This is a genomic window from Corynebacterium macclintockiae, assembly GCF_027570165.1.
In the GTDB taxonomy this organism is placed as follows: Bacteria; Actinomycetota; Actinomycetes; order Mycobacteriales; family Mycobacteriaceae; genus Corynebacterium; species Corynebacterium macclintockiae.
In genome coordinates this window covers 374,150-388,249 of record NZ_JAKMUV010000002.1, presented here as the reverse complement: position 1 = coordinate 388,249, position 14,100 = coordinate 374,150, and the positions used below count along the sequence as shown (strand labels likewise).

13 protein-coding genes are annotated in these 14,100 nt (G+C 62.4%); all 13 read left to right on the top strand.

The features are described 5' to 3' along the window. Positions 1-219: 219 nt before the first annotated feature. The 13 genes from L8U58_RS03485 to L8U58_RS03425 all read left to right on the top strand — a co-directional run bounded on the left by L8U58_RS03485 (position 220) and on the right by L8U58_RS03425 (position 14,061). The gene (locus L8U58_RS03485; RefSeq protein ID WP_034967657.1) at positions 220-1,116 is read left to right on the top strand and encodes a tetratricopeptide repeat protein; all 897 of its coding nucleotides are present in this window, start codon (positions 220-222) and stop codon (positions 1,114-1,116) included. A gap of 3 nt (positions 1,117-1,119) precedes the next feature. Continuing rightward, the gene (locus tag L8U58_RS03480; protein ID WP_034967661.1) at positions 1,120-2,127 is read left to right on the top strand and encodes an HAD-IIA family hydrolase; all 1,008 of its coding nucleotides are present in this window, start codon (positions 1,120-1,122) and stop codon (positions 2,125-2,127) included. Further along, entirely contained in the window at positions 2,128-2,304 is a 177-nt protein-coding gene (locus tag L8U58_RS03475) for a hypothetical protein (protein WP_168163088.1), read from the top strand. It begins immediately after the preceding gene. Beyond that, positions 2,304-3,143 carry a TlyA family RNA methyltransferase gene (locus tag L8U58_RS03470; protein WP_034967664.1) on the top strand — a complete coding sequence of 280 codons (840 nt, stop codon included), beginning with the start codon at positions 2,304-2,306 and terminating at the stop codon, positions 3,141-3,143. The genes L8U58_RS03475 and L8U58_RS03470 overlap by 1 nt, the downstream gene beginning before the upstream one ends. Next, the gene (locus L8U58_RS03465; RefSeq protein WP_034967668.1) at positions 3,140-4,084 is read left to right on the top strand and encodes an NAD kinase; all 945 of its coding nucleotides are present in this window, start codon (positions 3,140-3,142) and stop codon (positions 4,082-4,084) included. The genes L8U58_RS03470 and L8U58_RS03465 overlap by 4 nt, the downstream gene beginning before the upstream one ends. A 2-nt stretch (positions 4,085-4,086) precedes the next feature. Then, on the top strand, positions 4,087-5,811 hold the full coding sequence (recN, locus tag L8U58_RS03460; RefSeq protein ID WP_269954689.1) for a DNA repair protein RecN: 1,725 nt from the start codon (positions 4,087-4,089) through the stop codon (positions 5,809-5,811). 143 nt (positions 5,812-5,954) lie between these two features. Further along, entirely contained in the window at positions 5,955-6,683 is a 729-nt protein-coding gene (locus L8U58_RS03455) for a hypothetical protein (protein ID WP_269954688.1), read from the top strand. Positions 6,684-6,898: 215 nt separating this feature from the next. Then, the gene (locus L8U58_RS03450) at positions 6,899-8,512 is read left to right on the top strand and encodes a hypothetical protein (RefSeq protein ID WP_269954687.1); all 1,614 of its coding nucleotides are present in this window, start codon (positions 6,899-6,901) and stop codon (positions 8,510-8,512) included. A gap of 73 nt (positions 8,513-8,585) precedes the next feature. Then, the gene (steA, locus tag L8U58_RS03445) at positions 8,586-9,788 is read left to right on the top strand and encodes a putative cytokinetic ring protein SteA (RefSeq protein ID WP_269954686.1); all 1,203 of its coding nucleotides are present in this window, start codon (positions 8,586-8,588) and stop codon (positions 9,786-9,788) included. A 32-nt stretch (positions 9,789-9,820) separates the two neighbouring features. Next, positions 9,821-10,753: a copper transporter gene (locus tag L8U58_RS03440; RefSeq protein WP_269954685.1), complete on the top strand. Its 933-nt coding sequence runs from the start codon at positions 9,821-9,823 to the stop codon at positions 10,751-10,753. 62 nt (positions 10,754-10,815) lie between these two features. After that, positions 10,816-12,483, top strand: coding sequence for a CTP synthase (locus tag L8U58_RS03435; RefSeq protein WP_034981885.1), 1,668 nt, complete (start codon positions 10,816-10,818; stop codon positions 12,481-12,483). A 25-nt stretch (positions 12,484-12,508) separates the two neighbouring features. After that, complete coding sequence (locus tag L8U58_RS03430; RefSeq protein WP_034991450.1) at positions 12,509-13,165, top strand: NUDIX domain-containing protein; 657 nt, start codon at positions 12,509-12,511, stop codon at positions 13,163-13,165. Further along, positions 13,162-14,061, top strand: a complete 900-nt coding sequence (locus tag L8U58_RS03425) for a tyrosine recombinase (protein ID WP_269954684.1) — start codon at positions 13,162-13,164, stop codon at positions 14,059-14,061. The genes L8U58_RS03430 and L8U58_RS03425 overlap by 4 nt, the downstream gene beginning before the upstream one ends. Positions 14,062-14,100 lie beyond the last annotated feature (39 nt).

Here is a 14,100-nt window from a genome sequence, read left to right as displayed (position 1 = left end):
GAGATAAACGAGGTGTGGGTCGTTGTAGCCTTTCAAAGGTTACAGCAACCCACACCTCGTTTTTGTATGTCTGAACGTCCTTCCGCTGGGGCTAGAGGCGTCAATAAACAAAAGCAGCAACATTGCGCTACAGCGTTCCTGGTAACTAGGATTGATAAGGTTTAAGAGGTGAGCCGGAAGGCTCACTGAACAACGAAAACGGAAGGTGCACCCCAAAGCATGGCTGAGCATTCAGATAACAATCGCAGTCGCGGCGGCCGCCCGCAGGGGGATGGCAAGTTCCGAAACAAGGGCGGGTTCAAGCCCAACCGTGGCGGACGCCCCAACCGCAACTCCAATAAGAAGCGCGGCGGCTCCAACTGGGAGACCCAACGCGGACCCCACAGTGGCCCGCAGCGCGCTGGCTACCGCGAAGAGCGGCTTAACAAGCGCCTGAACGAACCCGACGTCCCGAACGACCTCGACCCCAAGGAACTCGACCCGTCCGTACGCCAGGAACTCCGCAGCCTTTCCAAGGACAACGCGGACATGGTGGCGAAGCACCTGATTATGGCCGCTACGCTTCTGGACGATGATCCGGACAAGGCCCTTGCCCACGCCCGCGCTGCGAAGGATCGCGCTGGGCGCGTGTCCGTAGCCCGCGAAACGTGTGGCATCGTCGCCTACCACGCAGGCGAATGGAAGGAAGCCATCGCGGAGCTCCGCGCGGCCCGTCGCATGGCCGGCGGCCCCGGCCTGCTGCCTGTGCTGGCGGACGCGGAACGTGGACTCGGCAAGCCGGAGAAGGCCCTAGAAGTAGCTAACGACCCGCAGGCCGACCAGCTGGATGCCGAATCGAAGGCAGAGCTGGCCATCGTCGTTGCTGGTGCACACCAAGACCTCGACCACCCGGAAGAAGCCCTGCTAGCGCTGGAAGCACAGCTGGATAACGCTGAAGCGCCCGACGTAACCCGTATGCGTCTCTTCTACGCTTATGCCGACGCGCTGGCCACCGCAGAGCGCAAGGACGAGGCCATCGAATGGTTCCGCCGGGCAGAGGAAATGGATACCGAGGAAGTCCTCGACGTTCCCGATCGTCTGGCAGAGCTCGGCGTAGAGCCGGACGAGGATAAGTGACCCATGGCCCACCCGCTGCTGGATAACTACGATGCCCTGCTAGCCGACCTTGACGGCACCGTCTTTTCTGGCCACACCCCAATCCCCGGCGCAGCCGAGGGACTGGAAGGCCGCCAGGTCATGTACGTCACCAACAACGCGTCGCGCTCACCCCAGCAGGTAGCTGAGCACCTGCAGTCCATGGGATTTGCCGCCGACGCGGACCACGTGGTGACCTCCGCCATGGCAGCCTGTGATCTGGGCAAGCAGTACATCGCGGAAGCAGAAGTCGAACGCCCGCTCGCGTACGTCATCGGCCACGATTCCTTCAAGCAGCTGGTTGCGGACGCGGGCTTTGCGCTGACGGACACCGCCGATGATCACCCGCATGTCGTATTCCACGGGCACAGTCCGGATAACGACTGGGCTCGCCTGTCGGAAGGCGCGTTGGCTATCCAGCGCGGCGCACGATACTTCGCCTCGAACCTGGACACCACGTTGCCCTCGGAGCGCGGATTCATGGTCGGCAACGGTTCGATGGTCGCCGCTGTCACCTCCGCTACCGGTGTAAAGCCTCAGTCTGCTGGTAAGCCTGGCCCCGCGATGTTCGAGGTTGCTGCACACCGCATTGGCTCCACGAAGCCCCTTGCCGTCGGTGATCGCCTGGATACCGACATCGCTGGTGGTAACGCCGCGGGCATGGATACTCTCTGCACCGTCACCGGGGTGTCTACCCATACCGATATTATTGACGCCCCCTCGTCCCACCGACCGACGTTTATCGCCGGTAATCTACGCGACCACCTGCCCGGCTGGTCCGCAAGCGTGGAACCGAGCAGCGCAACCATCCGCGTGGAGGCCGGTGAACTCGGCGACGTGGAGGTCATGGCTGCCGAAGCTCTGGCCGTCGCAGCGCCCTTGGCGTGGCAGCTTATCGACGACCCGCAGATCACTCAGGTAACGTGCGCGGCTGATATCGACTTTGTAGGTGCAGATGCGCAGGCCATGGAGGCCCTGGGAGGTTGGAAGTAAGTGGGCGAGGGGCAACCGAAACCTTCGATGCTGTCGGGGGACAGTGGGCGTCAACAAGAGGAGCTGGCACAGGCCGTCGACGAGCTACTCGCACGGGATGTACACGGCGCGGAGGAAGCTGCCGTGTTGGAAGAAGCTCACAGGGTGGTTAACGAGGCGCTCGGGGGCGAGCGCTAATGGCGAAAAGAGGAGCCAAGCTGCAGCGCCTGGATGCAGAGCTGGTAGCGCGGAAGATCGCGCGCAGCCGCGAGCACGCGCAGGAGATGATCAAGGCCGGGCGAGTAACCGTCAATGGAATGCTGGCAAAGAAGCCGGCCAGCGGGGTCGACGGCAACGTTTCCATCAAGGTTGCGGAGTCGGAGGATGACCGCTGGGCCAGCCGGGGCGCACACAAGTTGCTGGGAGCTCTGGCGGCTTTCGAACCCCGAGGACTTTCCGTGGAAGGCAAGACGGTGTTGGATGCCGGTGCCTCGACGGGCGGATTCACGGACGTGTGCCTGGACCGCGGGGCGGCGAAGGTCAAGGCTGTGGACGTTGGCTATGGGCAGCTGATCTGGCGCCTGCAGAACGACGACCGTGTGGACGTGATGGACCGGACGAACGTGCGCACCCTTACTCCGGAGGCACTCGGCGGGCAGGTTGATCTGATGGTCGGCGACCTGAGTTTTATTTCCATTCGCCTGGTGCTGCCCGCTCTGGCCGCGTGCGTGAAGGAAGGCGGCGACCTGTTGCCGATGGTGAAGCCCCAGTTCGAGGTCGGCAAGGACAGACTGGGCCACGGCGGCGTCGTGCGCAGCCCGGAACTGCGGGCAGAAGTGACCCGTCAGGTGGCGGTCGAGGCGATGAAGTATGGTCTGAAGACGAAGGCCGTTGTCGCTTCCCCGCTGCCGGGACCGAGCGGCAATGTGGAGTATTTTCTGTGGCTGGTCAAAGACTCGCCTAGCATGGATACAGAGGCTGACTTTGACGGCCTGGACCAGATGATTGCAACCGCCATTAAGGAGGGCCCGCAGTGACCAACCCGGGAACTGACCAGGACGCGGGCAAGCAAACAGAACGCGAGGTTCTGCTAGTTGCGCACACCGGTGTTCACGAAAATCTGGGCCTGGCGGCGGAGGCTGCGTCTAGGTTGCAAAAGGGCGGGATCAACGTGCGTGTAATGGCTACCGCGGACCCTGCCCCGGTCGCTCGGCACGAGGTTCTGGGGCGATTCAAGCGCTACGGCCACACCAAGGAAGCCGCCACTGGCGTGGAGATGGTGATCGTCTTGGGCGGCGACGGCACCTTCCTGCGCGCCGCCGACATTGCGCACTCAGCGGACGTGCCGGTGCTGGGCATCAACATGGGCCACATCGGTTTCCTGGCGGAGTGGGAGCAGGAATCTCTGCAGGAGGCCGTCGACCGCGTTATCGACCGCGACTACCGCATCGAAGATCGCATGACCCTGTCCATTACTGCCCGCGACATGGATGGTCGCGTGTTGGGCACTGGCTGGGCGCTGAACGAGTGCTCCGTGGAAAACCTAAACCGCCAAGGTGTGCTGGATACGATCCTGGAGGTCGACAAGCGCCCTGTATCTTCGTTCGGTTGTGACGGTGTTTTGGTATCGACGCCCACCGGCTCCACCGCCTACGCTTTCAGCGCAGGTGGCCCAGTTCTGTGGCCGGAGTTGGACGCGATTCTGGTGGTGACCAGCAACGCGCACACGTTGTTTAGCCGCCCGCTGGTGGTCTCCCCGAATTCGATGGTGGCGGTGGAGACGAATCCTTCGACCTCCCCGGCGACCGTGGTGATGGATGGCTTCCGCCAGATCCACATGCCCCCGGGCGCGCGCGTGGAGATTCGCCGTGGCCCGCAGCCCGTGCGCTGGGTGCGCCTGGATTCCGCACCGTTTACCGACCGCCTGGTTCACAAGTTCCGCCTGCCTGTGACGGGCTGGAGGGGACCGCGCCACTAGTAATGCTGCACGAACTACACATTCGCAACCTCGGTGTGATCGAGGAAGCGACGGCGGAGTTTTCCACGGGCTTGAGCGTTGTCACCGGTGAGACCGGTGCGGGTAAGACGATGGTGGTCAGCTCCCTACGCTTGCTTTCCGGCCACCGCGCGGACCCGTCGCGGGTTCGCAACGGCGCTGATAAGGCCAGCGTGGAAGGCATTTTCTCCACCGACTCCGCGGCGGTTGCGGAGCTGGTCGAAGAAGTCGGCGGTTACAGCGACGAGGGCGAGGTTATAGCCTCCCGCACAGTGAACGCTACGGGGCGTTCTCGCGCGCACCTGGCGGGTAAGACGGTGGCAGCGGGCGTGCTGGGGGAGTTCGCCGGCCACGTCATCACTATCCATGGGCAGAACGACCAGCTGCGTCTGCTGGATCCGGTGCGCCAGCTCGCCGCGCTCGACGACTATGCGGGGTTGGGAGAGAAGGTTGCCACATACCAGGCCCGTCGCGCCGAGTGGCTGCGCCTAGCCAAGGATCTGCAGCGCCGCATGGAGGCGCGGCGCGACCTGGCCCTGGAAAGCGAGACCCTGCAACGAGCTGTGGAGGCTATCGACGAGATCGACCCGCAGCCAGGAGAGGACGTGGAGGTCAAAGCGCAGATCAAGCGTCTGCAGGCCGCCGACGATATCCGCGCGGGGTTGCAGCGGGCGCAGGCGGCGCTGGACGGCATGGATGGAATGGTGGCCGGCGATGACTTCGGCGATTCCGAAGGTGCCAGTTCCCTGGTTTCCCAGGCAGCTAACGAGCTATCCAGTCTGACGGACATGGAAGGCGAAGGCGGGAATCTGTCCGAGCTGGCTGATCGCCTGAGCGAGGTTGGAGTGCTGCTGGCCGACATTTCCTCTGAGGTTGGCCAGGCGCTGTTGGACGTGCCCGACCCCGATGAGCTGGACGGGCTGCTGCAGCGCCAGACCCAGCTGCGGGAACTGCGCAAATACGCCGTGGACGTCGATGGGGCGCTGGCGTGGCGTGAGCAGGCTCGCCAGCGCTTGGAATCGATGGACGTTTCTGATGAAGCGCTACAGAAGCTGCAGGATCAGGTCGCCTCTGCACAGGATGCGGCGCGCAACGTGGCGGAGGAGCTGTCGAAGGCACGCGTGAGGGCGTCCAAAAGATTTTCAAAGGCTGTCACCGAAGAGATCCGGGGCCTGCACATGTCGGCCGAGATCCGCGTGGATGTGCGGCGTGCCAGCGAGAAGCCGGATGACCTTGGGCTGCACGGTATCGACGAGGTTGAGTTTCAGTTGGTGCAGGGCGGGAATGTGAATCCGCTGGCGGGTTCGGCCTCTGGTGGTGAGCTGTCGCGCGTGATGCTGGCGTTGGAAGTGGTGCTGGCCGCAGGCACGGATGGCGGTCGGACGATGGTGTTCGACGAGGTCGATGCTGGTGTGGGCGGTAAAGCCGCCGTGGAGATCGGGCGCCGTTTGGCGAAGCTGGCGGTCGATAATCAGGTCATTGTGGTGACTCACTTGCCTCAGGTCGCTGCGTTTGGTGACGCCCACGTGTACGTGGCTAAGGCGACGTCGGCCGACTCGGTAACTTCTTCTGTGCGCACGCTTGATGAGGCCGAGCGGGTGGAAGAACTGTCACGCATGCTGGCGGGTCTGGAATCCGAGACGGGGCGGGCGCACGCGGAAGAGCTGATGGAGATGGCCACGGAGGCGAAGGCTGCCCTGCGGGCATAGCGGGCTGTACGGTCGGAGCAGCCTAGATTCTTTTTTGGAGCTACCCCGCGCGCAGCGGTGTGATCGGCGCTACAGTGGTGCAGTGTTGAAGGGGGAGCACGCGCCCGTGGCGACAAGCGTGCGGTATACGAGGGGGATTTCTGATGAAGCGTCTAGCGACAAGTGTGTTTTTAATTTTCTTTGGTTTTGCGGTGGCGGCTTGCGGTTCGGGTGAGACAGAACAGCCTCTGAACGGCGCTTTTGCTGAAGCAGATGGGTTATCCACAGGCGAGTCCTCTGTGGATAACCCAGGCTCGGGCGCGGGGCAGGGGGACGGACGTGTGCTAAAACCTGAAGGGCACAAGGGGATGTGGTTCGAGACTGAGCCGGAGGATCCTTGGGAGCATTACGTCTGGAAATCGCAGAGGTTTGTTAATGACCGAATCGAGCTTCCGAAGTTAACGAATGAAGGGTACAAAAGCAATTTATCCGGACTTCCAGATATTTGCGATCAGCAAGTAGTTAATCGATTGAAAGAAATAGGTTTTGAGCGTGAGGGTTCGATCGAGAACTATTTCGATTATAGTTGTGACTTCTTTGAAGTGAAGGGGGTGGAGGGAGCCTTCTTGGAGAGGATGTTTCATGTTGTTCTAGATCCTGCACGTCCAATTGAACAGTTCAAGAGTGATGTTTCCTACAAAGTGCATCGAGACGATGTTGTTACAGTAGAGAATTCAAAGCGTAACGAGAAGGAATGTGCGATTGCTCAAAATATAGATGGTGTAAATTTTAATGTAGAAAACGTCTCATGGGATCCAAAAGACGCTGTTTTAGACAAATGTAGATACTCAGAATATTTCTTTCAGATCTTTGATAATATAGCTGAGCTATAAGCTTGGGAGGGTGGGGAATGTTAAAGTTTGATATTTCAGAGCTAAAAAGGGTTAGACAGAGTCTACGTTCGGCAGCAGGGGCGCTTAAGAAACTGGATTCTATAAGTAAGGGGGTCGGTAGTTACACCAAAGTTCCATCGATGACTGTGGCGTTTTCCCAACATCAATCTTTTTGGGTAGGTCAATCGGGCTCTGCGGTCAATGTTCTCGATATCATGAAATCGAATATCGCTTGGCTCCAAGAAGTATTCAGCAATCAGCTCGTGGGGCTGGATATTCAGGAACATTTCAATGGCAAGTCTTTTGACCAAGTGAGCTCCGAAGTGTCTGTCGCTGACAGGGAGGTTCGGAAGTTTTTTATTCCGACTCGTGACGCTCGAACGATCGACAACCTGCTGTACAACACACCGGTTACCGCGGCGGAAGCGACCATGCCATTGGCGTCCCTCATTGCTGCATTCCAAGCCGACGACTCCGCACCGCTTTTTGCCGCAGACTCATGGGAAAGCGCGGCCAAAGCTTTGAAAACGTCGATGGATGACCTCAAGAGCGCCTCTTCGGGGCTCGCCAGTTCCTCCGAAGGGTTCTCCTTCGACATGGCACGCCAGGCGATCGACGACGTACACAAGACCGGAGTCGTAGTCGCCGCAAATACGACCGCGATGGCGAGGTCAGTCCGTCAGTTCCCGGTTATCCGTGGCAGCAACCTCAAAGCTTTGGAAGCAATCCAAGCAACCACTTCGCTGATCCCGGACCCGGCCGACCGACTTCTCGCCGAGCAGGCCGCCGTCTCCAACTACGTATCCACCCACCTGCAACCCTCCCTGGAACTCGTTCGCCCGCCGGTTTCCAACCTAGGCGTACCGATTGTTGGACACACGGGTGGGGGAGGCCTGGACGCCTCCACCGTCTCCACCGCCTCCGCACAGCCCAAGGTCTCGCAGATCAACGGCCAGACGAACGCCGTTGCCCCGGCCAGCGCGACCGCGCACGGGGAGCAAGCTGCAACGGCGGCGGCAAATGCTCCGAAGCCCACGGCCGCAACCGCACCAATGCAGCCCGCAGGCGTGCCGGGGACGCTGCACTCACCATCGCCAGCGCCGCAACCGATCCAGCCCGCGGCAGCGACAGCAGCACCCCATGCACCTGCAGTTAGCCCCAACGCGCCAGCGGTACCGCCCACGACAGTGACAACAGCGGCACCGGCGCAAGGATTAGCTGCTAGCCCGCACAGCAATGCCGGTGCAACTACTCCTGGCACGCTGATCAACGCCCAGGATCGCTTTGGGCGCGCGAATGCGATCAACGGCGGTGCGGGCTTCGGCGGTGCAGGCACGGGCGCGGGCTACGGTTCAGGTGCCGGCGCAGGTGCGCACGCCAGGGGCGGGGCACAGCAGGGAACCTTGCGCAATATTTCCAGCACGGCCCCACGCCCAAGTCTGCCTGGCAGCCTCAACTCGCAGAATGTCCGCCCACTTCCCGTCGATTCCCCACCTGCAAAGGCTCCGCAGTCTGGCAAGGGGTTCGTCGGAGCGCCTCACAACTCTGGTTCCGCGAAGGGCGGCGCTGGAATGCGGGGCGGGGGAAGTGCGGCGTCAACAATGATGGGCAGGGGTGCGGCAGGCGGCCGGGCCGGCAACGGGGCAAAGAGCGGCCTGCGCGGCGGGGCGGTGACATACAGCAAGCAGGATCGGTCGTACTTCCGGCGCTTGTTCCTCAGTGGGGAAGACCCGCTGGTTTCCGGCAAGGGAAAGAACCGCGGGCGGAAGAAGCACGAAGAGACTGTGGGACAAACTGCGCGCCAGACCGTGCGGAAGGTGATTCGCTAGGCGGCTGCGGCGGAACGGGAGAGGAAAGAGGAAAACAGCCGTCTACCGGCGCGCCTAACGCAACACAGGCCACATGAACACCACAATGGTGGGCATGATTTTCTCCCGTTCTGACCAGCCCGGAATCAACGGCGCCACCCGTGACCTCACCGGACCCAAGGGATTAACCAAGGCTAAGATCTCCGAGGGCGACATCGCAATTGTCGACGAGGCCGACATCAGCCGTGCCACCTGCCAAAAGCTCATCGACGCACGCGTAGCCGTCGTTGTGAATGCACGCCAATTCACCACGGGGCAGGTACCCAACTTCGGTCCGCAGTTGATGCTGGACGAAGGCATCCTGCTTATCGAAAACGCCGGCGACGACCTGCTTGCCAAGGTTAAGAACGGCAAGAAGGGGCGCGTCGACGAGGGCAAGGTCTACTACGGCGATCGCTCCATCGGCGGTGGAGAGCTGCTGGATATGGATACCGCCTCCAGCCGCTTCGAGGATGCACGCGAAGCCCTGGGCGACCACATGGAGGCTCTGTCCGGCAACATGTCCGAATTCGTCCGCTCCGAGGCACCTCTGCTGGTCGATGGCCTTGGCATCCCGGACGTCGACGTGGACATGGACGACCGAAAGGTGCTGGTCGCCAGCCCGGATCCGCAGATTGAGCAGAAGCTCAAGGACCTGCGGTACTTCATGCGCGAGTACTCGCCGATCATCGTCGCCGTGGAAAATGCAGCCGATAGTCTGATCCAGGAGGGCTACCGCCCGAACGTGATCATCGGCGACCCGGAGAAGATCTCCAACGAGGCTCTGCGCAGCGGCGCTACCGTCGTGCTGCCCGCCGACCCGGATGGCCACGCCGTCGGCCTGGAGCGCATCCAGGACCTGGGCGTGGGCGCCATGACCTTCCCCGCGGCAACGCAGGATCCCACCGACCTGGCTCTGCTACTGGCCAACTACCACGGCGCATCGATGGTGGTGAACCTCGGCGAGGTGGAGGATCTGGATCGCGTATTCCAGCAGGCACAGTCGCCGGAGACCCCGTCTGCCCTGATGTCGCGTCTGCGCGTGGGGCCGCGCCTGGTGGATTCCACCGCCGTCGCAGAGCTCTACCGCGTGTCCCGGTCTGGCGGTGGCTGGATCTGGGCTTTGCTGGGCGTTCTGGTTGCCGTGGCCGTTATCGTTGCGGTCATCGGCCTCTCCGGTGACGGCTCCTTCGTGGATAACCTCGTGGACACTTGGAACAACTTTGCACTGAGCGTGCAGGATCTGTTTAAGAAGTAAGCCAGGAAAAGCAGGGAGTTAGAAAGACAAGCATGAGCAAGCACTCCACAGGAGCCACCGGCAAGGTCATCGCCGGTCTGGGCTTCGGTATCGCCGTAGGCACCGCACTGGGTTTTTTCGCCATTGCGCCGAACGTGCCGGGCGGGCCGGTCGCGAAGGATTCCTCCGCCGAACAGAAGCTGAAGGACGAGAAGGCTGCCCGCGAGAAGGCCGAGGGCAACTCTGCCGCCAGCGACAAGGTCTTGAGCTCGGTCGCGGGTCCCGCGGTGCGCAACCTGTTGCGCGGTGCGTCGGTCGATCTTTTTGTTCTTCCGGACGCCGACCAGGCCAACGTCGATAGCCTCAAGCACCTCGTCAAAATGGCCGGCGGCAAGGTCAATGGTGTGGTCGAGCTGACGGACAAGGCGCTCGGCTCGGACGGGGGAGACACGCTGAAGTCGATCGCAGCTAACTCCCTGCCGGCTGGTGCGAAGTTGTCGGAGGACAACCTTGCCCCAGGCATGCACACCGGACAGCTGCTCGGCGCCGCACTGTCGGCTGGCGAGCACGAAGCCAGCGAAACGGATCGCGGAATCGCCCTCGGTGCCCTGGCTAACGACGACTTCATTGCCTACCAGGGCGAGGCCCCGAAGCCTGCGGATCTGGCCCTGGTCGTTGGCGGGAATACCTCCGACGACGAAGCCCACGGCAATTACGGCACCAAGTTCGCCGCCGAGTTCGCGGCGGGGCTGGACTCCCGCATGAAGGGGGCAGTCCTGGCCGCAGAATCCGGCAGTGCCGAAGACAACGGTGCCATCGGCCAGGTGCGTGCGGATAATTCCATGAAGGAGGCCGTTTCCACGGTCGACAACGCGGATACCGTCGCGGGACGCATCGCCGCCATTCGCGCTCTGTCGCAGCAGAAGAACGGGAAGTCAGGGCACTACGGGGCCACTGCGAACGCGTCGGATGCTACGCCTGAATAGGCATGTGTTAGGCTGAAACCCCGTAGATAGCGAAGTTAAGCGTCGTTGATTCGGGAGTTGCCTTGGCCACTAATCGTGCAGAAAACAGCACTAAATTCATTTTCGTCACCGGCGGTGTGGCGTCCTCACTAGGCAAAGGGCTAACGGCAGCTAGCCTGGGCCAATTGTTGTCCTCTCGTGGCCTGCGCGTCACGATGCAGAAGCTGGATCCGTACCTCAACGTCGATCCGGGCACCATGAATCCCTTCGAACACGGCGAGGTGTTCGTTACCGAGGACGGTGCGGAAACCGACCTGGACCTCGGCCACTACGAGCGTTTCCTGGATCGCAACCTGTCCGCCGCGGGCAATGTCACCACCGGCAAGGTGTACTCGAACGTCATCGCCAAGGAGCGCCGCGGTGAGTTCCTGGGTAAGACCGTCCAGGTGATCCCGCACATCACCGATGAGATCAAGGCTGCGGTGATGGCCATGGGACAGCCGGATAAGAACGGGCAGGCCCCGGACGTCGTCATCAGCGAGATCGGTGGCACCGTCGGAGATATCGAATCCCAGCCCTTCCTGGAGGCCATCCGCCAGGTTCGCCACGAGGCCGGCCGTGAGAACATCGCCTTCATCCATGTCTCCCTGGTGCCGTACCTGGCTCCGTCGGGCGAGCTGAAGACCAAGCCGACCCAGCACTCCGTCGCGGAGCTGCGCAGCATTGGTATCGTGCCGGACGCCATCGTCCTGCGCGCCGACCGCGAAGTGCCGCAGGCCATGAAGGCCAAGATCGCCCTGATGTGCGACGTGGACGAGGACGGCGTGGTTTCCTGCCCGGATGCACCCTCCATCTATGACATCCCGAAGGTGCTGCACTCCCAGCACCTGGATAACTACATCATCCGTCGCCTGAACCTGCCGTTCCGCGACGTGGATTGGTCCACCTGGGGCAGCCTGCTGGAAAGTGTGCACAACCCCAACGGTGAGGTCACCATCGGCATCGTCGGCAAGTACATCGACCTGCCGGACGCGTACCTCTCCGTCGCCGAGGCCATCCGTGCCGGCGGCTTCGGCGCAAACGTCCGCGCCCGGGTGAAGTGGATTACCTCCGACGACTGCGAGACCGAGGAGGCCGCGGCCGAGGCTCTGAAGGACGTCGACGGCGTGGTCATCCCCGGTGGTTTCGGCAACCGTGGCATCGAAGGCAAGATCGGCGCCATCACCTACGCCCGCAAGAATAAGCTGCCACTGCTCGGCATTTGCCTTGGCCTGCAGTGCATCGTCATTGAGGCTGCGCGCACCGCGGGGCTGAAAGATGCTTCTTCTACGGAGTTTGACGCCAACGCCTCCACCCCGGTCATCTCCACCATGGAGGAACAGAAGGCGGCTGTTTCGGGTGAGGCTGACCTGGGTGGCACCATGCGACTGGGCGCCTACCCGGCGCGCCTGGCCGAAGGCTCCCTGGTTGCGGAGCTCTATGGCACCACTGATGTCTCGGAGCGCCACCGCCACCGCTACGAGGTGAATAACGCATACCGCGAGCAGATCACCGAGGGCTCCGGCCTGCAGTTCTCCGGCACCTCCCCGGACGGCACCCTGGTGGAGTTTGTGGAGTACCCGAAGGATGTACACCCGTACTTCGTCGCCACCCAGGCGCACCCGGAGTACAAGTCCCGCCCGACCCGTTCCCACCCGCTGTTCCAGGGGCTGGTGGACGCTGCGTTGAAGCACCAGGCCGAGCGCTCCTAAACCAGCGCTCCTAAACTAGGGAGTCATGAGCACCGACAACACCCCGTACCGCGTCGTCGATAGCGAATTGCTGCTGGATGCGCCGATCATCGGCGTGCGACGCGATACGATCACTACCGCTACCGGCGAGGCGAAGCGGGAAATCGTTGAACATTTCTCCGCCGTTGCCGTCGCGGCTGTGCGCGACAATCACGTGATGATGATCCGCCAATATCGCCACGGCGTGGGGCGGCACCTGTGGGAGATCCCGGCCGGCTTGCTGGATCTAGTGGGGGAGGATCCCCTAGAGGCCGCCCGCCGCGAGCTCGCCGAGGAAGCTGGGCTGCGTGCGCATTCCTGGCACCTGCTGGGCGATGTGGTGACCTCCCCGGGGTTCAGCGAGGAAATGTGCCGCATTTACCTGGCCGAAGATCTGGACGACGACCTCGCCGACTTCGACCTGCCAGAAGCGGAGTTCGAGGAAGCGGAGATCGAGACCCGCTGGGTGCCAATTCCCGAAGCAATCGAGTGGGCTCAGACGGGCGTGGTGGAAAACTCCATCGCCACCATCGCCCTGCTGCACCTGGCGGCGGATACCCGTCGCGACGTCTCCGAACCTTTCAACTACCACTCGGGCCTCGCCGAACGCCGCTCCGCCCGCGCGGAAGCCAAGCTCGGCACAGATATGAAGTTCCTCCGTTGAGCCTCGAAGCGAACCAGAAGCTCGGCCGGGCGTACATCCGGCACTTAAAAACCGAGCGTGACGTGTCTGTCCACACGTTGTCGAACTACCAGCGCGACCTGGACCGCTACCTGGAGTGGCTGGGCAACACGTCGCTCCAGGACGTCACGGCCACGGACATCGAGGATTACCTCATCCACCTGCGCAAGGACCTGAACCTCGCGGCATCTTCGGCCGCTCGGGCGCTGGCAGCGATCCGCGGCCTGCACTCCTTTGCCCACGCCGACGGGCGCCTGCCCTTCGACGTGGCGGCGGACGTCCCAACGCCCTCGCTGGGCGGCTCCATTCCGAAAGCCCTCAGTCTGGCTCAGGTAGAGGCTTTGCTGGACGCGGTGCCGGCGGGCGACGGGGCGTCAATAATAAACATCCGTGACCGTGCGCTGCTAGAGATGCTCTACTCGACCGGCGCCCGCATCACAGAGCTGCTAGACCTCGACGTCGACGATCTCGACCGCGAACAGCGCATGCTGCTTGTGCGCGGCAAGGGTGGTAAGGAACGCATCGTGCCGCTAGGGCGACCCGCGCTGCAGGCGGTGGAGCGCTACCTGGTGCGCGCGCGACCGAGCCTGAACAAGAAGGGCAGCCCGGCGCTGTTCCTGAACAACCGTGGCGCGCGACTGGGGCGGCAATCGGGCTTCAAGATCGTCTCGCAGGCGGCTGAGACGGCGGGGCTGGATCATGTCTCGCCACACAGCCTGCGCCACAGCTTCGCCACCCATCTTTTGGAAGGCGGCGCGGACATCCGTGTGGTGCAGGAACTGCTGGGGCACGCCAGCGTGGCTACCACGCAGATCTACACCAAGGTCAGCCCTGAGCACTTGCGGGAGATTTGGGCCTCATCTCACCCCCGCACCTAGCGTGCCTGATAATCTCTAGGGTGTAATTAAAGGCTAAAC

Excerpts from the sequence above, each read along its gene's own strand:
- L8U58_RS03485 (WP_034967657.1), top strand. The coding sequence starts at position 220 with ATGGCTGAGCATTCAGATAACAATCGCAGTCGCGGCGGCCGCCCGCAG.
- L8U58_RS03480 (WP_034967661.1), top strand. The coding sequence starts at position 1,120 with ATGGCCCACCCGCTGCTGGATAACTACGATGCCCTGCTAGCCGACCTT.
- L8U58_RS03470 (WP_034967664.1), top strand. The coding sequence starts at position 2,304 with ATGGCGAAAAGAGGAGCCAAGCTGCAGCGCCTGGATGCAGAGCTGGTA.
- recN (WP_269954689.1), top strand. The coding sequence starts at position 4,087 with ATGCTGCACGAACTACACATTCGCAACCTCGGTGTGATCGAGGAAGCG.
- L8U58_RS03455 (WP_269954688.1), top strand. The coding sequence starts at position 5,955 with ATGAAGCGTCTAGCGACAAGTGTGTTTTTAATTTTCTTTGGTTTTGCG.
- L8U58_RS03450 (WP_269954687.1), top strand. The coding sequence starts at position 6,899 with ATGAAATCGAATATCGCTTGGCTCCAAGAAGTATTCAGCAATCAGCTC.
- steA (WP_269954686.1), top strand. The coding sequence starts at position 8,586 with ATGAACACCACAATGGTGGGCATGATTTTCTCCCGTTCTGACCAGCCC.
- L8U58_RS03440 (WP_269954685.1), top strand. The coding sequence starts at position 9,821 with ATGAGCAAGCACTCCACAGGAGCCACCGGCAAGGTCATCGCCGGTCTG.
- L8U58_RS03430 (WP_034991450.1), top strand. The coding sequence starts at position 12,509 with ATGAGCACCGACAACACCCCGTACCGCGTCGTCGATAGCGAATTGCTG.